This window comes from Flavobacterium sharifuzzamanii (assembly GCF_003254585.1).
GTDB lineage: Bacteria > Bacteroidota > Bacteroidia > Flavobacteriales > Flavobacteriaceae > Flavobacterium > Flavobacterium sharifuzzamanii.
In genome coordinates this window covers 539,816-560,192 of sequence record NZ_QJGZ01000039.1, presented here as the reverse complement: position 1 = coordinate 560,192, position 20,377 = coordinate 539,816, and the positions used below count along the sequence as shown (strand labels likewise).

General features: G+C 33.2%; 21 protein-coding genes. 11 read left to right on the top strand and 10 right to left on the bottom strand.

From position 1 onward, the window contains the following. Positions 1-185, bottom strand: a 185-nt coding sequence (locus tag DMA14_RS22750; protein ID WP_157957713.1) for a hypothetical protein, incomplete at its 3' end; no start/stop codon positions are given. A 175-nt stretch (positions 186-360) separates the two neighbouring features. Here DMA14_RS22750 and mnmG point away from each other — a divergent pair. The 6 genes from mnmG (at position 361) to DMA14_RS15155 (ending at position 7,799) form a co-directional block, all read left to right on the top strand. After that, complete coding sequence (mnmG, locus tag DMA14_RS15185; RefSeq protein WP_111425436.1) at positions 361-2,232, top strand: tRNA uridine-5-carboxymethylaminomethyl(34) synthesis enzyme MnmG; 1,872 nt, start codon at positions 361-363, stop codon at positions 2,230-2,232. A 119-nt stretch (positions 2,233-2,351) separates the two neighbouring features. Further along, positions 2,352-2,822, top strand: a complete 471-nt coding sequence (locus tag DMA14_RS15180) for a hypothetical protein (protein ID WP_111425435.1) — start codon at positions 2,352-2,354, stop codon at positions 2,820-2,822. A gap of 84 nt (positions 2,823-2,906) precedes the next feature. Then, a complete protein-coding gene (locus DMA14_RS15175) occupies positions 2,907-3,755 on the top strand; it encodes a class I SAM-dependent methyltransferase (RefSeq protein ID WP_111425434.1) in 849 nt (282 codons plus the stop codon). 236 nt (positions 3,756-3,991) lie between these two features. Next, positions 3,992-4,576 carry an OmpH family outer membrane protein gene (locus DMA14_RS15165; RefSeq protein ID WP_095930173.1) on the top strand — a complete coding sequence of 195 codons (585 nt, stop codon included), beginning with the start codon at positions 3,992-3,994 and terminating at the stop codon, positions 4,574-4,576. Positions 4,577-4,679: 103 nt separating this feature from the next. Beyond that, positions 4,680-6,959 (top strand): helix-turn-helix domain-containing protein, encoded by a 2,280-nt coding sequence (locus tag DMA14_RS15160; RefSeq protein WP_111425432.1) that lies wholly within the window; start codon positions 4,680-4,682, stop codon positions 6,957-6,959. A gap of 78 nt (positions 6,960-7,037) precedes the next feature. Next, positions 7,038-7,799, top strand: a complete 762-nt coding sequence (locus DMA14_RS15155; protein WP_111425431.1) for a hypothetical protein — start codon at positions 7,038-7,040, stop codon at positions 7,797-7,799. Between the two features lie 250 nt (positions 7,800-8,049). On the opposite strand, the gene DMA14_RS15150 is transcribed toward DMA14_RS15155, so the two are convergent. Both DMA14_RS15150 and DMA14_RS15145 read right to left on the bottom strand, forming a co-directional pair. Next, a complete protein-coding gene (locus DMA14_RS15150) occupies positions 8,050-8,487 on the bottom strand; it encodes a hypothetical protein (RefSeq protein WP_111425430.1) in 438 nt (145 codons plus the stop codon). A gap of 122 nt (positions 8,488-8,609) precedes the next feature. Further along, positions 8,610-9,581, bottom strand: coding sequence for an HU domain-containing protein (locus tag DMA14_RS15145; protein ID WP_111425429.1), 972 nt, complete (start codon positions 9,579-9,581; stop codon positions 8,610-8,612). A gap of 238 nt (positions 9,582-9,819) precedes the next feature. Here DMA14_RS15145 and dprA point away from each other — a divergent pair, with 238 nt between their 5' ends. Next, entirely contained in the window at positions 9,820-10,920 is a 1,101-nt protein-coding gene (gene dprA / locus DMA14_RS15140; protein WP_111425428.1) for a DNA-processing protein DprA, read from the top strand. Between the two features lie 18 nt (positions 10,921-10,938). Here the strand turns inward: dprA and DMA14_RS23075 are convergent, their stop codons facing one another. The 3 genes from DMA14_RS23075 to trpS all read right to left on the bottom strand — a co-directional run bounded on the left by DMA14_RS23075 (position 10,939) and on the right by trpS (position 12,591). Then, positions 10,939-11,061, bottom strand: a complete 123-nt coding sequence (locus DMA14_RS23075; RefSeq protein WP_262510333.1) for a hypothetical protein — start codon at positions 11,059-11,061, stop codon at positions 10,939-10,941. A gap of 112 nt (positions 11,062-11,173) precedes the next feature. Beyond that, complete coding sequence (locus tag DMA14_RS15135; RefSeq protein ID WP_111425427.1) at positions 11,174-11,584, bottom strand: hypothetical protein; 411 nt, start codon at positions 11,582-11,584, stop codon at positions 11,174-11,176. Between the two features lie 32 nt (positions 11,585-11,616). Further along, the gene (gene trpS, locus DMA14_RS15130) at positions 11,617-12,591 is read right to left on the bottom strand and encodes a tryptophan--tRNA ligase (protein ID WP_111425426.1); all 975 of its coding nucleotides are present in this window, start codon (positions 12,589-12,591) and stop codon (positions 11,617-11,619) included. Between the two features lie 240 nt (positions 12,592-12,831). Here trpS and DMA14_RS15125 point away from each other — a divergent pair, with 240 nt between their 5' ends. Both DMA14_RS15125 and DMA14_RS15120 read left to right on the top strand, forming a co-directional pair. Then, a complete protein-coding gene (locus tag DMA14_RS15125) occupies positions 12,832-13,209 on the top strand; it encodes a GxxExxY protein (protein WP_111425425.1) in 378 nt (125 codons plus the stop codon). A 151-nt stretch (positions 13,210-13,360) separates the two neighbouring features. Beyond that, positions 13,361-14,095 (top strand): lysophospholipid acyltransferase family protein, encoded by a 735-nt coding sequence (locus DMA14_RS15120; RefSeq protein WP_111425424.1) that lies wholly within the window; start codon positions 13,361-13,363, stop codon positions 14,093-14,095. 574 nt (positions 14,096-14,669) lie between these two features. On the opposite strand, the gene recA is transcribed toward DMA14_RS15120, so the two are convergent. The 4 genes from recA to DMA14_RS15095 form a co-directional block, all read right to left on the bottom strand. Next, positions 14,670-15,677 carry a recombinase RecA gene (recA, locus tag DMA14_RS15115; RefSeq protein ID WP_111368298.1) on the bottom strand — a complete coding sequence of 336 codons (1,008 nt, stop codon included), beginning with the start codon at positions 15,675-15,677 and terminating at the stop codon, positions 14,670-14,672. 145 nt (positions 15,678-15,822) lie between these two features. Beyond that, positions 15,823-16,332 (bottom strand): acyl-CoA thioesterase, encoded by a 510-nt coding sequence (locus DMA14_RS15105; RefSeq protein ID WP_008465736.1) that lies wholly within the window; start codon positions 16,330-16,332, stop codon positions 15,823-15,825. Between the two features lie 33 nt (positions 16,333-16,365). Next, positions 16,366-16,749 (bottom strand): DoxX family protein, encoded by a 384-nt coding sequence (locus DMA14_RS15100; protein ID WP_111368295.1) that lies wholly within the window; start codon positions 16,747-16,749, stop codon positions 16,366-16,368. A 6-nt stretch (positions 16,750-16,755) separates the two neighbouring features. Continuing rightward, positions 16,756-17,904: a DNA polymerase III subunit gene (locus DMA14_RS15095; RefSeq protein WP_111425422.1), complete on the bottom strand. Its 1,149-nt coding sequence runs from the start codon at positions 17,902-17,904 to the stop codon at positions 16,756-16,758. A 448-nt stretch (positions 17,905-18,352) separates the two neighbouring features. On the opposite strand from DMA14_RS15095, the gene DMA14_RS15090 reads away from it, so the two are divergent. Further along, positions 18,353-18,805, top strand: coding sequence for a hypothetical protein (locus DMA14_RS15090; RefSeq protein WP_095930184.1), 453 nt, complete (start codon positions 18,353-18,355; stop codon positions 18,803-18,805). A 181-nt stretch (positions 18,806-18,986) separates the two neighbouring features. After that, positions 18,987-20,279, top strand: a complete 1,293-nt coding sequence (locus DMA14_RS15085) for a hypothetical protein (RefSeq protein WP_111425421.1) — start codon at positions 18,987-18,989, stop codon at positions 20,277-20,279. Positions 20,280-20,377 lie beyond the last annotated feature (98 nt).

Sequence of the window (20,377 nt, the reverse complement as noted above, 5' to 3'; positions counted from 1 at the left end):
GAGAGTTCTGATTTGAGAGTTCTGATTTGAAAGTTCTGATTTGAAAGTTCTGATTTGAAAGTTCTGTTTGGAAGTTCTGATTTGAAAGTTCTGTTTGGAAGTTCTGTTTGGAAGTTCTGTTTGGAAGTTCTGTTTGGAAGTTCTGTTTGGAAGTTCTGTTTGATGAAAATAAATAGATGTTCCACGTGAAACGTTTTTATTTGTTTTCTGAATTTGAAGATATCCATTTGCAGGTTTCCGTTTGAACTTGAAACCTGAAACTTGAAACTTGAAACAAAAATAAAAGTTCCACGTGGAACAAGAAATATAAAAATAATTCTAGAAACCGCATTAGCGGTTTTTGGAGAATAATAAAACAAAATGTTTTTAGAAGAATACGATGTTATTGTGGTTGGTGCAGGCCATGCTGGTTCTGAAGCTGCGGCTGCGGCTGCAAATTTGGGATCGAAAACTTTATTGGTTACAATGAGTTTGCAAAACATAGCACAGATGTCTTGTAATCCTGCGATGGGTGGAATTGCAAAAGGACAGATCGTTCGTGAAATTGATGCGCTTGGTGGATATTCAGGAATCGTTTCAGATAAGACAGCGATCCAGTTCAAGATGCTGAACAAATCAAAAGGACCTGCAATGTGGTCGCCAAGAGTTCAAAGTGATAGAATGCGTTTTGCAGAAGAATGGAGAATGATGTTGGAGGCAACTCCAAATCTTGATTTTTATCAAGAGATGGTGAAAGGGTTAATTATTGAAGACGGAAAGATAAAAGGAATTAAAACTTCACTTGGTGTGGAGATTCGTTCCAAATCTGTTGTTTTGACGAATGGTACTTTTTTAAACGGTTTGATTCATATCGGAGAAAAACAATTCGGTGGAGGAAGAGCTGGTGAAAGTGCTGCAACCGGAATTACTGAAGATTTGATTAAAGCAGGTTTTGAAGCTGGAAGAATGAAAACAGGAACACCACCTCGTGTAGATGGACGTTCTTTAGATTATTCTAAAATGAATGAAGAAAAGGGAGATGCGAAGCCAGCTAAGTTTTCTTATTCAGATGTGACGGCTCCATTAGTTCATCAGCGTTCTTGTCATATGACGTATACGTCTTTGAATGTTCATGATATTTTGAGAGAAGGTTTTGATCGTTCTCCAATGTTTAACGGAAGGATCAAAAGTTTAGGACCAAGATATTGTCCATCTATTGAAGATAAAATAAATCGTTTTGCAGATAAAGAGCGTCACCAATTATTTGTTGAACCAGAAGGATGGAATACTTGTGAAGTTTACGTAAACGGATTTTCGACTTCGCTTCCAGAGGATATTCAATTTAAAGCGCTTCGTTCTGTTGCAGGTTTTGAAAATGTAAAATTCTTTAGACCGGGTTATGCAATCGAATATGATTTCTTTCCTCCAACGCAATTAAAACATACTTTAGAAACAAAGCTTGTTGAAGGATTATATTTCGCTGGACAAATCAACGGAACAACGGGATATGAAGAAGCAGCTTCTCAAGGTTTGATGGCAGGAATAAATGCGCATTTAAAAGTGCACGAAAAAGATCCATTAATTTTAAAACGCGATGAAGCATACATCGGAGTTCTTATTGACGACTTAATTACGAAAGGAACAGAAGAACCATATCGTATGTTTACATCTAGAGCAGAATATAGAACATTGTTGCGTCAAGATAATGCCGATTTCAGATTGACTCCAATGTCATACGAAATTGGTTTAGCTTCTGAAGATCGTTTACGAAGAATGGAAAAGAAATTAAACGAATCTGAAAAGATGGTTCAATTCTTCAAAGAAACAAGTGTTACGATTGCAGAAACAAATCCGATTTTGGAAGCAAAAGAATCAGCACCAATTTCTCAAGGAGATAAAATGTTTAAGATTTTTTCTCGTCCACAGATTGAATTGGAAGATATGTTGAAATTTGAAAAGGTTGATGCATATATCAAAGAAAATGATTTGGATGAAGAAATTGTTGAGCAAGCCGTAATTCAGGTTAAATATTCTGGTTATATCGAAAAAGAAAGAAATAATGCAGATAAGCTAAATCGTTTGGAAGAAGTAAAAATTCCAGACAATTTTGATTATAATAAAATTAAATCAATGTCTATTGAAGCCAAACAGAAATTAAGCAAGATTCGTCCTGTAACTATTTCTCAAGCTTCAAGAATCAGCGGAGTATCACCAAGTGATATTTCCGTGCTTTTGATTTATATGGGAAGATAGATTTGTAGTAATCAGTGTTCAGTTTTAAAGTGTTCAGTATAACTGCCAACTAAAAAATTGAACACTGATTACTAAACAAATGTTCCACGTGAAACGTTTTAATAAAAAATAACCAAAATATGAAAGTTGTACATCAAAATAGTTTTTTAGAAAAGGAAAAAGAAACATTGTGGCAACTTCGAAATAACGAATATCCAATTCAGCTTGGTCATGAAACTTTTCAAGAATTCGAGATTTATGTGAATGCGATTTTAGAAATGGATAATTATCTTTTGATTGATTCAAAAAATGAGATTCAAGGTTGGGCTTACACATTTTTTCGTGATGAAGAAATATGGTTTGCAATAATGTTGAATTATCAATTTCAAGGAAAAGGATACGGAAGAATTTTATTAGAAGAAATTAAAAAAAAGAATCAGAATTTGAATGGCTGGGTAATAGATCATGGAAATGATTTCAAACGAAATAAAGAAAATTATAAATCACCATTAGAATTTTATGTTTTAAATGGTTTTTCTGTTTTGAATGATATCAGGTTAGAAAATGAAATAATATCAGCTGTTAAGATAAACTGGAAAAACAACAAATAACAAAAACTAAAAATCCTAAAAACGATATAATTTCGTTTTTAGGATTTGCTATAAATTAAACCCAAATATCTATAAAATTTAAAAATGAACGTTTTAAACAAAAAACACTTTCTTACGGTTAAAGACCATTCTGTTTCAAAAGAAATTTTTGATTTGTATTATGATGAAGAATTAGATATGCTAATTACTTCACCACAACCTGAACTTCAAAATTTAGGCAAATACTACGAAAGCGAAGATTATATTTCGCATACAGACAATAAACGTTCGTTATTTGAAAAAGCATATCATTTCGTAAAAAATATTGCGCTTAAGAATAAATTGAATCTTATCAATAGTCAGCAACCAAAAAAAGGAAAACTTTTGGATATTGGAGCTGGAACAGGAGATTTCCTTCTAACAGCAAAAAATGATGGTTGGGATACTATTGGAGTTGAACCAAGCGATCGTGCTAAGAATATTGCTAAAGAAAAAGGAATTTCATTTGTAGAAGAAACTAGCGCTTTAGAAAGTAATTCTTTGGATGTAATTACCATGTGGCACGTTTTGGAGCACGTTCCGAATTTAGAGATTCAGATCCAAGAATTGAAGCGTTTATTAAAACCAACTGGAACATTAATTATTGCGGTTCCAAACTACAAATCGTTCGATGCAGGTCATTATGAAACTTTTTGGGCCGCTTATGATGTGCCGATCCATTTTTGGCATTTTTCTAAAAAATCAATCCAATTGCTTTTTGAAAGAGTAGACATGAAATTAGAAAAGATACTTCCAATGAAGTTCGATTCTTTTTACGTAAGCCTTTTATCTGAAAAATATAAAACAGGAAAAATGAATTATATCAAAGCTTTTTTCGTTGGATTAAAATCAAATTTAAAAGCTAAAAACACAAAAGAGTATTCATCGCATATTTATGTTTTGAGAAACAAATAAGTCACAAAAAGTATCTAAAGCCATTTTGCCTCTAAAAGACAAGATGGCTTTTTTAGTTAATTCAAAACAAGACAAAAAATACCCAAAACATGGCAATAACATTGGTTTATGGCTATGTTTTTTACTATAAATAAAAACAATATCATAAATTTTGCGCATTTTTTAAACTTTATGTCGATGCTATTGATTTTTTTATATTTTTGTCTTCAATACTTAAAAAATAGAATTTAAAAAAAATGAAAAAAGCATTAGTTATTATCGCACTTTCAGTTTTCGCAGTTTCTTGTAACAAAACAGCAGAGGTAAAGGAAGTAAAAACAGCTTACGTGGATACTTCGGTTTTGATGAAAGAATACACTGAGGCAAAAGATTTAGAGGCAAAGTACAAAGCTCAAGCGGAAGAAAAAGGTAGACAATTACAAGCTGAGATTTCACGTTTTAAACAAGACGCTGCTAATTTTCAAAGCCAAGCACAAGCAAACGGTCAAGCTTGGGCACAGCAAAGAGGTGCTGAATTGCAAAAAAGAGAGCAGCAATTAGGTTATGCACAACAAGCATTAGCTCAACAGTTACAACAAGAAAGTGGTGTTGAGATGGATTCTCTTGTTAGTGGAGTTAAAAAATTCATTAAAGATTACGGAAAGAAAAACGGTTACTCTTACATCTACGGAACAGGAGATGCTGCAACAATTTTGTATGCTGAAGAGAAATACGATATCACAAAAGAAATTATCAAAGCTTTAAATGATAAATATAAAGCAGAGCCAAAGACAGATGCTAAACCAGCAGCTGAAACAAAAGAAGGCGAAGCAAAAAAATAAAAAACTACCAAACTAACTAAATTACTGAAAACCTAAATCCACTAAGATTTAGGTTTTTTCTTTTTATAAAAATGCGGTAATTTTATTTTTTAATACAAGCCCAATGCAGAACGTTTCAGAAGCGGCAGCTTATACTTTGCAATTCATCAATCAGACTCAGAAATCTATTTTTCTTACGGGAAAAGCAGGTACTGGAAAAACTACGCTTTTGCGAGAAATCATTGCAACAACTCATAAAAATACTGTGGTTGTTGCACCAACCGGAATAGCAGCTTTGAATGCTGGAGGTGTAACAATCCATTCCATGTTTCAACTTCCGTTTTCTGCTTTTATTCCGTCGTACGAAGCGAGCGCACAATTTACGGAAACAGTAAAGTTTGAAAACAAGGAATCACTTCGTCGCCATTTCAAGATGAATAACGTCAAGCGAAATGTAATCAAAAACATGGAGCTTTTGGTTATTGATGAAGTCAGTATGATGCGAGCCGATTTATTGGACGCGGTCGATTTTATGATGCAGACCGTTCGAAGAAATACACAGCCTTTTGGTGGAGTCCAGGTTTTGTTTATTGGGGACTTGCTGCAATTGCCGCCAGTTATTCGTGATGAAGAATGGCGAACGCTGAAAAACTATTACCGCGGAAAATTCTTCTTCCATTCTCATGTGCTTCAAACGTATCCGCCGATTTATATCGAATTGTCAAAAATCTATCGCCAGACAGACGATGCTTTTATCTCGGTCTTGAATAATTTGCGAAACAATCAAATCACTCCAGAAGACATAGCTATTCTAAATCAGTATGTTAAGCCTGATTTCGACTTCAAAGAGAACAAAGGTTACATCACGCTGACAACGCATAATGCCAAGGCTGATTCTATCAACTCGCAGTCTATCAATGATTTAGATGGTAAAGAATACATATATACGCCATTTGTAGTGGGAGACTTTCCAGAAAAGATATTTCCTGTTGAAGAAGAATTGAAATTGAAAGTGGGTGCGCAAATCATGTTCGTCAAAAATGACTTGTCTTTTGAAAAGAGATATTTCAACGGAAAAATGGGCGTAATCAAATCGCTCTCTGATGAGGAAATCTTTGTTCACTTTCCAGAAGAGAACATGACACTCGAAGTCGAAAAGTACGAATGGAAAAATATTCGCTACAAAGTCAACGAACAAACTAAAGATATCGAAGAAGAGGTTTTAGGAACTTTTGCCCATTATCCAATCAAGTTGGCGTGGGCGATTACGGTGCACAAAAGCCAAGGTTTAACTTTTGACAAAGCTGCGCTCGATGTATCGCAAGTTTTTCTTCCTGGGCAGGCCTATGTAGCACTTTCGCGTTTGCGTTCGTTAGACGGGCTTATTTTGCTTTCTCCGATGCAGATGAATGGTATTTCGAACGACCAAGATGTGATGGATTATGCTTTGAACAGAGCAACAGAAGAAACTTTGGAAAAAGCACTTCACTTCGAAACCAAAAATTTTATTCACAACTATTTGATAAACAGTTTTAACTGGGGAGAATTGGCGCAAGAATGGCGCAATCATCGTTTTAGTTATAACGAAAATGCGGCAGGTTCCGAAAAAACGAAACATTCGGTTTGGGCACATAAACGAATGGAAATTATGGAGCAGCTTTTAGATCCTTCACAGAAATTCATTTCGCAACTCAATAAAATTTTCATCAAAGAAACGATCGATTTGTTTTTTGTGAAAGAAAGAGTAGATGCGGCTTACGATTATTTCTTCAAGCAAATGGACAAATTGGTCGATGATCTGATTTATAAAATGGCTGAAATTCAAAAATTTAAAAAAGTAAAAGAGTTCTACGAAGAACTTAATTTTTTAGAAGATCTTCAGACCAAAGCAGTTTTAAGATTGATGAAAGCCAAGTTATTGATTGAAGTTGTAGTTGCCGGTGAAGCTATCAGTAAAGAAAAGCTAACATCCCCAAATATTAAAAATTACAAAACCAATAAAGCAGAAAGGATTCGAGAAGAGCTGAAAACGACAAATACAGACATTTTTAGAACAGAAGAACCTATTGTTCGATACAAATCACCTAAGACGGAGAAAAACGAGCTTAAAACGGCTAAAAAAACAACAGTCGAAGAAACATACGATTTGTGGATGGATAAAAATTCGGTTGAAGATATTGCGAGAATGCGTAAATTAAATGTTCAAACTATCGAAGGCCATTTGATAAGACTTATTCAGTCGAAGAAAATCGAAATTACCGATGTTCTTCCGTATGATAAAATTTTGGCTTTGAGAGAAGCATTTCAGTTTTATCAAGAAGAATCTTTGAGTGGTTTGAAAGAAAAACATGGAGATGAATTTACTTGGGACGAACTAAAAATGTTCAAAGCGAGCATCAATTGATTTTATGAACGTCCTACGTGAAACATGGTTTTCTGTTTTTCAAAAATCTAATTTCTAACGCACTAAATTATTTTGGACATGAAAACATTTAAAATAGTACTAACAATTCTGGTGTTTAATTCTTCGTTTTTGATTGCCCAGGATTTGAAACCAGAATATCAAAAGTTCATTTCGAAATTTATTCTCGAAGTGAAAAATAGTGATAAAGAAGCAATTGCAAAACGTATAAAATTTCCCTTTAAGCGAGATTATCCAATTCCGTCAGTAAAAGACAAAGCAGATTTTGTAAAAAGATATAATCAAATTTTTGATAAATTTTTGATTGAAAAAATTGTAAAATCGGATCCTGCGAAAGATTGGTCAGAAATGGGCTGGCGCGGCATTATGCTCAATCAAGGTGATTTGTGGATAGACACTGATGGACGAATTATCAGCATCAATCATCAATCTGATGAAGAAGTTAAAATAAAAAATTCGTTGATTGCTGCACAAAAGAAAAATGTAAACGCTTCAATTTCAAATTTTAAAGAGCCTGTTGCAATTCTCGAGACTTCAAAATTCAGAATCAGAATTGATGATTTAGGAAATAATAATTTTCGTTACGTTTCTTGGGGAATCAAAAACAAAATGACAGATACTCCAGATCTAGTAATCGAGAAGGGAGTTTTTGTCGCAGATGGAACAGGAGGGAATCATCATTACGAATTCAAAAAAGGTAATTTTAAGTACGAATGCCATTTTACTGTTTTGAGTGAAAAAAATTCGGCGCCTGCGGCGTTAATGGTATATCAATCAGGAAAAGAAATTTTGTCGCAAGATGCCAAAATTGTTTCACGATAAACATTGGAGAGAAGTTGTTTTAAAAAAATATTTAATCTCAACATAGAAATATATGCTGAACCTCAGAGAGGTTAAATATTTATAGAATCAAATAAAACAAATGAAAAAAAGCTCCAGCAGAGTGACATATTTGTTATAAAATTATGTCACTCTGCTGGAGCTTTTATATCGTAGATATTTATTCTTAGCTATAAATATTTTGCTTCTCCGAAGCTTAAAAAAGAAAATGTTCTTTGTATTAAAACGCTATTTAAATATTTGAGATTATTTTTTCCAATTCTTTTTCTTGAGAAATTTGCGTAAGCTTCAATTTCTGAATTGTAACTTCATTCTCTTTGGTTTTAATTTTTTGCTTTTGAATTTCTTCGTCAGAAACTGATGTAGTTGTTATTTTGTTTTCAATTTTCTGATTGACAAGTTCCAGTTTACTAATTTTCTCTTTTGTTGCTTTCAAATCGTTTTCAGATTTAGATAGAGCTTTCTTTTTGCTTTCCAATTCCTTCTGTTCTTTTTTCAGCTGATCAAGTTTGTCGTCGAGCTTTTTATAATTTTCTTTTAAACTTTTTTGCGTTTGAAGTTCAGCTTTTTGTCGATCCAATTCTTCTGCAGCCTTTGAGATTTGTTGAGCATAAAAAGATTGTGAACTCAGCAATAGAAAGAAAACTAATGTTTTAAAAAGGTTGTCCATGATGTTTATTTTTTGAGGCTAATTTATTCGAAGAAATTATCAAAGATTGCCAGTCAAATTTTTTTAAATAACAGAATAGGACAAAAAAAAATCCCGTTCTTTCGAAACGGGATTTTTTTGATTTATAGATTTTCGACCAGAATCCAAGCTTGAGGATTTTCGCCTTTTTGTATTTCTTTTTGAGCTTGTTCCGCTTCTTTCATAGTTGCGTAGCTTCCGTATAAAACAGGAAACAATCCGTGTTTGTTTTCTTTCAGCATTCTTGCTTTGTAACCATCTTTAATTAGTTGGTTGTAAGCTTTTTTAGCATTAGCTTCACTTCTAAAAGCACCAGCCATAATGTGATAAGGCATTGTTGTTTCGACAGTTTCAACTTTAGCAGAATCAACAGAAAGAGTTACAGCGGGAAGCGGACTTTTGATGAAGAAAGTTGCTTCTTGAATTTTGTTCTGTACTTTTTTCTGAACAGTTTGTTCTACAACAAGTGTTTGGTTATCAATTTGATTTTGATACAATGGGTAACCAATGCTTCCTGTAATTCCAAGTCCTAAAACAAGAATGGCAGCATAACGCAAAAATGGATTTGAAGATTTTGTTTCTTCCTCATTTTCGTATAATAAAACAGCATCTTTTTCTTTTGCTGCGATTTTTTCGATTTTTTTCTCGAAAGCTTCTTTTTTCACCATTGGCGAAACAAAAGGGCTTAATCCGAAAGAAGTAGATAGAAAATTGGTTTGATCGTTTGGTTTAAAAACAATATTGCTTTCAGAATTTAAACGCAGTTCTCCAATGTTTTTTAAAAGAATTACGCCTTCTTCTTCCAATGTTTTTTTCCAATTTAAGACTTCAAAAGCAATTGCGCTAACAGCAAAACCATAAGATGTTTTTTCTGCTTGTGCAATATGATTTGCCAACAATCCATCGTTGTTTTTGATACGACTGTTGAATGAAATGGTTTTTTTTGGAGGAAAAAACGAATTAGTGCTTTCATTCAGCTGCGCTGAGTGAGTTTCTGTTAAAAATGCACCAAATCCTGGAATCGTTACACACTGATAACGATACAATAACTGTGAGATATATACTTCGATTTTCATATTAACAAAGTTAGCCAACCCGTATAGTTATCAAAATTTTATTCACAATTTTTATTAACAATTCGGAATTATTTTTAGATAATTCGTTTTCAGTATATTAACTTTTTAGGTTTTCTTTCAAAACAAGGCACTTCAAAAATATTTTTAAATTTTATTAAGAAATTACTTTGTTTTATGGATATTTGCGCCTCGTAAAAAGTAGATTTTATTTATCTATTTTACATAATGTTAAAACACAATGAAAGATCAAGAATTATTTAATTTGCTTGCCTTATTGAAGGTTGATGGAGTGGGAGATATAATGGGCAAAAAATTGCTTAATTCGTTTGGCGATGCGACTTCTATTTTTAAAGCTAAGAATTCTCAATTGGCTGCCGTTGACGGAATTGGATCTGTTTTATTGAAAAACCTTAAAGATAAAACTGTTTTCGAAAAGGCAGACAAAGAGGTCTCATTTATAAAAAACAACAATATTCAGGTTTCTTTTTTTCAAGACGAAAATTACCCCGATCGTCTTAAACATTGTATTGATGCACCAATTCTGATTTTTACGGCAGGGAATTTAGATTTTAAAAGCAAAAAGATAATCAGTATCGTTGGAACAAGGCAAATTACCTCTTATGGAACTGATTTTTGTAGAAAGTTAATTGAAGATTTGGCTCCGCTAGATCCTGTAATTGTAAGCGGTTTTGCTTACGGAGTTGATATAGTGGCGCATCAAGCAGCAATGGATTATGATCTGCAGACAATTGGCGTTTTGGCTCATGGATTGAATCAAGTTTATCCGCGTGCGCATAAAAAGTATATGGCAAGAATGGAAGTAAATGGTGGATTTATAACTGAATTTTGGAGTGATTCTAATCCAGATAAAGAGAAGTTTGTACGCCGAAATCGAATTGTTGCTGGAATGACTGAAGCTACAATTGTTATTGAATCTGCTGATAAAGGCGGATCCCTGATTACCGCAAATATGGCAAATGAATACAATCGAGATGTTTTTGCTGTGCCAGGAAGAGTTACAGATAAATACAGTCAGGGCTGTAATAATTTGATTAAAACACAGAAAGCGAATGTGTTGACAAGTGCCGCTGATTTAATCTATATGCTAAATTGGGATATTAAAGAAAAACCAAAAAACATTCAAAAACAGCTTTTTGTAGAATTAGATTCTGACGAACAAATGGTTTATGATTTTCTCCAGAAGAACGGAAAGGAATTATTAGACATTATTGCAATTGAATGTGAAATCCCAATCTTTAAATTATCTGGAATTCTGATAGGTATGGAATTAAAAGGTGTTATAAGACCACTTCCTGGAAAACTTTTTGAATCAATTTAACGCAGAAAATCCTATATATTATTTTCTTGTAAAATGTTTGTACAATCGGTATAAAATATAAATCAGTAATAAGCCAAAAACGATATTTAGCATTTGAAATGCATACAAGGGAACATTGTAATCTTCAATATACTTATCCATTTTTTTTTATTTTAAGAGGTTAATATAGTTGAAGTTACAAAAAATAAAATTTATATAAATCATAAAAGCTGACCGTTATTAGTCAGCTTTTATGATTTTAAGTATTTGAATTTTATAGATTATTTTCGTTGTAATTCCAAAATGCTTCTTCAGCACCAGCACCATCTAAAAGGCAAAAAGCGGCATATGATATATCGATTAACCAATTGTCAATTTGTCCTGTTTGTTCTTTGGAAATCAAATTATTACTTTGTAACATTCCTTCAGGATCAATTGCCCACATTCGACCGAGATGACAAATTCCCATAATAGAACTTATGATTCTTTTATCTACAAAGTCTTTTTCTATTTCGGATGCAAGAATTTGTAAAGATTTCATAATCAAGTGATAGTTTTCTTCACGCAATTGTCCTCGAAATGGTCGAAGATGACCTAAAAAACCATTTTGCCATCTTTCGCTTTCTATATTTTCATGGTTACCACTCTGGTACATTAATTCCTCTATTGCATCTTCCTTCGTCATCGTAATATATTAGAATATATTAGAGGTTTTGATTATTTACCAAATCCTAAAACTTCTCTAACCTTTGCCAAAACACCATCTGCAATGACAGAAGCTTTTGATGCACCTTTTTTCAACAAAGCGTCTACTTCTTCAAGGTTATTGATATAGTAATTATATTTCTCTCTTTCTGTTTTGAATTTCTCTGTAATCAATTCAAACAAAGCTTGTTTAGCGTGGCCATAACCATAATTTCCACCTAAATAATTAGCTCTCATTTGCGCAGTTTGTTCTTCATTTGCTAACAAAGAATAAATTGCGAAAGCATTACAAGTATCTGGATTTTTAGGTGCCTCAAGTGGTGTAGAATCTGTTTCAATACTCATTACTTGTTTTCTTAATGTTTTGTCATCCAAGAAAATATTGATGATATTGTTGGCAGATTTACTCATTTTTCCTCCGTTTGTTCCCGGAATCAGCATAATGTTTTCCTCAATTTTAGCCTCAGGAAGAACAAAAGTCTCACCCATTTGGTGATTGAAACGAGCCGCAACATCACGAGTAATTTCTAAATGCTGCAACTGATCTTTTCCAACAGGAACAAATTCAGCGTCATATAGCAAAATGTCCGCAGCCATAAGCATTGGATATGTAAAAAGTCCAGCGTTAACATCGTCTAGACGATCTGCTTTATCTTTGAAAGAATGTGCTAATGTCAATCTTTGAAATGGGAAAAAACAGCTCAAATACCAAGTCAATTCTGTAGTTTGAACCACATCAGATTGTCTGTAAAACGTCACTTTTTCAGGATTTAAACCACACGCAAGCCAAGCCGCAGCAGTACTGTACGTGTTTTCTCTTAAAGTCTTTCCGTCTTTAATTTGAGTGATTGAATGCAAATCGGCAATAAACAAATAAGATTCATTTGCTGGATCATTTGATAATTCAATTGCCGGAATAATTGCTCCTAATAAATTTCCTAAATGCGGTGTTCCTGTACTTTGAACACCAGTAAGTATTTTTGCCATTCTAGTTTTTTCTGAAATGCAAATGTCGCGATGTTTTTTCTAATTACAAAGTTTGTAGTTTTTTAACGCAAAGAGCGCAAAGGGTTTTCGCAAAGTAAAGAAGTTTTATTTCTTTGAGAAATTACTTTGTGATAAGTTCACAAAGCTTTGTCTTTATATTAAGCATATTTTAAAAGTTTCTTGATTTTTGATTAGATTAAAATATAAGAAAATATTTATAAATTTGCTCTTTTTTAAATTATGACAGAAAACGAAATATCAAATATTGTAATTGGACTAGCAATTGAAATTCATAAAAAACTGGGACCTGGATTATTGGAAAATGTTTATAAAGAATGTTTGTTTTATAAAATTAAGCAACGTGGACTTTTTGTTGAAAAAGAAAAATCTTTGCCGTTAGTTTTTGAAGAAGTTAAGCTAGATTGTGGATATCGCATTGATATACTTGCGGAAAACAAATTGTTAATCGAGATAAAAAGTGTGGAATCTCTTACTGTTAATCATTTAGCACAAACATTAACCTATTTAAGACTAGGAAAATTTAAACTTGGCTTACTCATAAATTTCAATGAAATTCTTTTAAAAAATGGTATTAGAAGAGTCGTTAACAATTTATAGATAGAGCTTTGCGAACTTATCGCAAAGTAAACCTTCACAATAATCACTTCAAAAACTTTGCGAAAATCCTTTGCGTTCTTTGCGTTAAAATAAGCGATGACTAAGAAAAAATCTTTATAATATTCATTTCGGTTTTACTACTTTTGAAGCTATGAAAATATTTAAAATTGCTTTTTGGATTCTTTGGAGAGTTTGGTTTTATGTCTTAATGGCCATTCCAATACTTATTATGTTTCCTTTTCTGGTCGTTTCTATCCTTTCTGAGAAAGGATATCCATATTTCTTTAAAATGGCCCGCATTTGGGCTAAATTTATCCTTTTCGGGATGGGTTTCTATTACACCGTAAAACGCGAACAGAAGCTCATTAAAGGCAAAAGTTACATGATAGTGGCCAATCATACTTCCATGACCGATATTATGCTAATGTTGGCGCTTATAAAAAACCCATTTGTTTTTGTTGGAAAGAAAGAATTGGTGAAGATTCCGCTTTTTGGATTTTTCTATAAACGTACTTGCATTTTGGTTGACAGAAGCTCGTCTAAAAGCAAAAATGAGGTTTTTAAAAGAGCCCAAAATCGTCTTAACCAAGGTTTAAGTATTTGTATTTTTCCTGAAGGAGGAGTTCCAGATGATGAAAGTATTTTGTTGGACGAGTTTAAAGATGGAGCATTCAGATTAGCAATTGATCATCAGATTCCGATTGTGCCCATTGTTTTTCCAGACAATAAAGAACGTTTTTCCTATACATTTATGAGTGGAAGTCCAGGTAGAATGCGTGCAAGAATTTTGCCATTTGTAGAAACAAAAGGTTTGACAAGCGATCATAGAAAAGAATTGAAAGAACAAGTAAGAAGTTTAATTTACAAAGGCTTAATCGACTTTTAACGATAATAAACAGCCTTACATTATGTAAAATACAAAAGCCGGTAAACTGATTAGTCTACCGGCTTTTCTTTGAATTAAAAACCCCTATTTTTATTCAAAAGCTTATTATCTGTGAATTATCTTTTCTGAAATAAAACGCAATACTTTTTTAAACTTCAATTTGGTTTTTCTTCGGTTTTTACTGTACAACAATTCTATTTTTTCTTTCATGATTAAAAATATTAATAGTTGATAATAAAGAGTTTGGTTAATGACTCAAGTTAATTTCACATTATTATAGATGGAGAAAAATCAAAAAGGTTGCGTTGGAATTCTGATTAAAAGGGGAAATTTGATAAAAACCCGTTAGTTTGAACAACTAACGGATTTTTTTACTCAAATAACCAATCAACGTAAATTCTAAAAAAAACCGAAATTGATATATGGCAGTACCAATTACAAAACTGCTTTTTTATATAGATGAAGGTTTGGTAAAAAGGTTGCGTGAAATTTTTAATTTTATTTCAAAATAAAAAAAGCCAAGCGATTTTTGTGTAATCGCTTGGCTTTTAATAGCGTCTTTTAGACTTATTTTTTAGGCATTTGCCAATTCTTTCATGTGTTCTTTAATTTTAATTTCCAGTTCTTCAGCTAGTTCTGGATTATCTTTAATTAAAGCTTTAACAGCGTCACGTCCTTGACCTAATTTGGTGTCGCCATAGCTAAACCAAGATCCTGCTTTTTTAACGATATCAAATTCTACAGCTAAGTCTAAGATTTCTCCTGTTTTAGAAACTCCTTCTCCATACATAATATCGAATTCTGCAGTTTTAAACGGCGGAGCCACTTTGTTTTTAACGATTTTTACTTTAGTTCTATTTCCGATTACGTTTTCACCATCTTTAATTTGAGCAGAACGGCGGATATCTAAACGTACAGAAGCGTAAAATTTAAGTGCGTTACCTCCAGTTGTAGTTTCTGGATTTCCGAACATAACACCAATTTTTTCACGAAGCTGGTTGATAAAGAAAACCGTACAGTTTGTTTTGCTGATAGTTCCAGTAAGTTTTCTCAATGCTTGAGACATCAAACGGGCATGAAGACCCATTTTTGAATCTCCCATTTCACCTTCAATCTCGCTTTTTGGAGTTAAAGCTGCAACAGAGTCAATTACAACTATGTCGATAGCTCCAGAACGAATTAGGTTTTCAGCAATTTCTAAAGCTTGTTCTCCGTTGTCTGGCTGAGAAATGATTAAGTTCTCAATATCAACGTTTAATTTCTCTGCGTAATTTCTATCAAAAGCATGCTCCGCATCGATAAAAGCGGCAATACCGCCAGCTTTTTGAGCTTCTGCAATTGCATGAAGCGTCAAAGTTGTTTTTCCAGAAGATTCTGGACCATATATTTCGATAATTCTTCCTTTTGGATATCCGTTTACTCCAAGAGCTAAGTCAACACCTAATGAGCCAGAAGAAATCGTTTCTACTTCTACAATGGCTCTGTCGCCCATTTTCATTACGGTTCCTTTTCCGTAGGTTTTGTCAAGTTTGTCAAGCGTTAATTGTAGTGCTTTTAATTTGGCTTCTTTCTCTGAACTCATTTTTTTCTAAATATCTTAAATTATTATTTTGTCTTTCTGGATAAAAATAAGAAAATTCTCTAATAATCTTATTAATCAGTTTTATAATTTGTAAAATTACTTCTTTTTTTGAAGTTTGATTGTTCCAAATTGTCACAAAATCGTTCTATACAAATAATGCCTTTAATTCTGTTGCGTCAGTTGGTTTTATTTTGCCTGCAAGCAATAAACTTAACTGTTTGCGACGAAGCGCAGCATCAAATCGCTGAATTTCCAATTCAGTTTCAGGTACAATTGCTGGAACTTCAACGGGTCTTCCAGTATCGTCTACCGCTACGAAAGTATAAATTGCTTCGTTGGCTTTTGTTCTGTTTCCAGATTCGCGGTCTTCTACCCAAACATCGATAAAAACTTCCATCGAACTTTTGAATGATCTTGAAACTTTTGCCTCTACAGTTACAACGCTTCCAAGCGAAATAGCTCTATTAAAAGCAACGTGATTTACAGATGCCGTTACTACAATTCGGCGCGAATGTCTGCGTGCTGCAATACTTGCCGCGCGATCCATTCTGGCTAATAACTCACCGCCAAAAAGATTGTTTAAAGGATTTGTTTCGCTCGGTAAAACTAAATCAGTTAAAATAGTTAGGGATTCTGAAGGATGTTTTGGATTCATTTTTTTAATCTAAAATTTAAAAATTTGTACTGGTTAATTTAACCAATAAACAGCCATTACAGCTGGTATAAAATATATAACAATGGTTCTCGCACCATCGTAATCTTTTGCAAGTCTTTGTCCGAAAAGCATCATTAGCAAACAGATACAAGAAAAGATAGCTCCATAAAAACCAAATTCTCTGCCATTATTTGTAAACAATTGAATTCCGCCCACAACACATAAAATTCCTGAAATCAATTCTAAAATCAACAAATGCATAAGAGCAAGCGGAACTTGATTTTTTAAAGGCGTTTTGGCAAAGTGCTCTTTAAGCCAGGTAACATTATCTTTCCAGTAAAAAATTTTTTCGTATCCAGATTGTAGAAAAGTTAAAGCTAGAAAAGCCAAAAGTAAAATTGAGGCAACATTGTTCATTTTGAATTATTTTTTATGAATTAAACGAGTCAATTTGATCGATAAATCGGTAAGGATTATTTTTGCATTTCCATTTCTTTCGATGTGATACATAGCATCTGAAAGTTCTTTGAATATTTCGTGGATATTATTCCCGTTTACGAAAGGAGCAAAATTCTCCAGTTTGAATTTATCCACTTTCGGTTCGATATAAACTAAGTCTTGAGCCTGATAATTTAGCATAAGAGCTTGTCGGAACATTTCGATGCAATATTGGATAAATTTTTTCTGGCTTTCGCGCCCCAATGCAGCAATCTGCTCACTCCAAGAAATTAAATCCTGAATTGCAGCAGCATTTCCTTTTGCTCTAAAAGCTGCACGAACCCAATTGACAAACCATTGTTCAAACGGAAGATCGTCATCGTCTTCTTTTAACAAATGCAATGCTTTATTAAAATTGCCTTGCGCCTGATGTGCAATTTTTTTGGCTAAACCTGCGTCTATGTTTTCTTGGCGAACCAAAGCATCGGCAATAACTTTTTCGGGTAGTCCACTAAAGTGAATCACTTGGCATCGAGAACGTATGGTTTGAATAATATCTTCTTCGTTTTCAGAAATCAGAATAAACATCGTTTTGTCTGAAGGTTCTTCTAGAAGTTTAAGGAGTTTATTAGAAGCGGCGATATTCATTTTATCGGCCATCCAGATAATCATGATTTTGTATCCGCCTTCGTAAGATTTTAGTGAAAGCGATTTTAAAACTTCCTGAGCATCTTCTACACGAATTTCCCCTTGCTTGTTTTGAACACCAAGAATCTTGTACCAATCAAACAAACCGCCGTAAGGCATTTCTTGAATAAAGCTTCGCCAATCCTGGATAAAGTCCAAACTTTTGGGTTTTGTTTTTACATCTTCGGTTGTAACGGTTGGATAGATAAAATGCAGATCGGGATGAGAGATGTTTTCAAACTTTAGATTGCAAGAATCATTTCCGTTTGAATTTTCATCGCCAGTATTGCTGCATAAAATATATTGGGCATAAGCAATGGCAGCTATTAATGTACCGCTTCCTTCTGGGCCAACGAATAATTGAGCATGAGGGATTCTACCAGAAGCAGCACTTTTTATCAAGTGGCTTTTGATGTAATCTTGACCTAAAATTTGAGAAAATTGCATGGCGCAAAGATAGAAGAAAATGTGTAGTCTAAAATTTTCGGGAGTAAGATTATTTATGAGTTACATTTTCCGAATTCAGTTTTGAAGTCTCCTTGAATGTTTTTGAAATTTTTTTGGTTCAGTTTCGACAGAATTTTGTTAATAAATATCCTCAAGTGAGTAAATATCAAGATCTTTTTGTTAATATTTTTTTTCGAAAATCGACAAACGTAGGTTTTTTTTGGTTATTTATTTGAATGTTTTTCGTTTTTTTATAACTAATATCTTACAGATTTTAAATTAACATTTTTAACAAAAAGCCCGTTAAAACGCACATTTTCTCGACATAAGGCTGATTTTTAAGGTTTTTTTAAGGAAATTTTTTGAAAAAAAAATCCATTACAGTTGTAATTTAAGTTAATTTCTATATTTTTGTTTTTATCAACAACCAATTATAAAATAAGAATCTATGAAAGGGAAAATTATTCTATTTAGTGCTTTTTTTATCTTAACTACTGCGGCTGTTTCAGCACAAGCTAAAAACGCACCGAGAAGTATTATCAGTACAACTGCTCTTATCCGAAAATACCATGATCAAAAAGAATTAAGTGGTATGCAAAAGGGTGAACTTTTGGAATTATACATCGAGCGTATCAAAGTATTAGTTAAAACTCTCCCTTACATTGCTTTGGTTACAAAACCTGGAGTTACTATGGCAGACCTTGGTATTCCAGACGATAGTGAACACAAAAAAGTTTTGGATGCTCAAGCAGTTGGTACAACAACATTCTTAGATACAACAGTAGAATTCCAAAGAAAAATGATGCCTTACTCTGATAAAGGAAATCTAATCGCGGCAATTTTATTCTACGAAAGTACATTGAAATCATTACACGAGTTCAACGATTTGAACGAAATGTAATAAAGTAATTTTTTAAAATCTTTTTGGGAAAGTCTAAGTGAATACCAGCTTTGACGTTCTCGAAAAATAAAATAAAAAACAACTCACTCTCGAGGGTTCTGATAAATTTCAGAAAACCCGAGAGGAGTTTTTACATTTATGCATACCCAAATTTATTATTAACCGTAATACCCCCCTTATCATGAAAAAAATTACTCAATTGATCTGCGTTCTTTTGACAGTTGCGAGTATGAATGCTCAACAAGAGAAAGGAATTATGGGCTACACCAATTGGTTAAACAACTGGACTGAATTTAAGCCTAACAAAGTTGATTATGGAGAAGCAAACCAAATTTTGGCAGGAAACATTTCTGTTAATACGAAATTGCTGAAAAGAAATATCTACGTTCTGCAAGGAAACGTTTATGTAACAAACAATGCTGTTTTAACTATCGAACCTGGAACTGTAATTATAGGTGATTTCGAAACAAAAGGAACATTGGTAATCACAAAAGGAGCACAATTAGTGGCTGATGGTTTAGAAACAGATCCAATCGTATTTACTTCAAACCGCAGCATGAAAAAAGCTGGAGACTGGGGTGGAATTGTGATTCTTGGAGATGCTCCAATTAACAAATTCGGAAACGTAGGTTCTTATAACCTAGACCTTGATCCTACAATGACTACTTATGGTGGAGACAATGTAGCTTCAAACTCAGGAATCTTAAGATTCGTTAGAATCGAGTTCGCTGGTAAAAAAGTAAAAGGATCTGATACTTTCAATGCTTTGACTTTAGCAGCTGTTGGTAATAAAACAGTTTTAGAAAATATTATGGTAAGTTACGCTGGAGGAGATTCTTTCGGAATCTTAGGTGGTGACTTAAATGCTACAAAATTCGTTTCTTATAAATCAGTTAACGATGACTTTAAATTCTCTCAAGGAGTTCAATGTCGTTTCTTCAATTCTCTAGCAGTTAGATCTTCTTACTTCTCAAGTACTAAAGATGGATCTCGTTGTATGGAGGTAAAATCTTATGAGAAGAAAAGTGAAACAGACTTCACTAAAAAACAAACTTTAGTTGTTGCGAGCAATATTACAATGGTTAATGACAGTGAAAACATTAACGCTGACATTCAAGCAGGTTTAGTAAAAGAGGCTGTATATGTAGCTGAAAATGCTTCTCTTGAAATGAAAAGAAGTGTAATCTCTGGATTCAACCCTGCAGTATTATTAGACAGCAAAACTGAAATCAATGATGCCAACCTTAAAAAAATCAAATTTGAGGAAATGTATTTCAATTTATGTAAAGGAAACATCTTTACTGAATACAATTCTAACAATGAAGATTTAGAGAGCTGGTATGGAAACAGTGTATTCTTTAACGTTTACTCACAAAGCGATAACAAAGAAACATTCATTGATATCTTCAATCCTAAAAAACCAGATTTTAGATTACAATTAGGAAAAATCACAGCTTCTAGCGGTAATAGATAAATAGTTTCGATTTTTATTTCCCACGCGTAAATTTTATTAATTAAGTCCCCAGACACAATTTATGTATCGTCTTACGGGCCTAAATAAAGATCAAGACA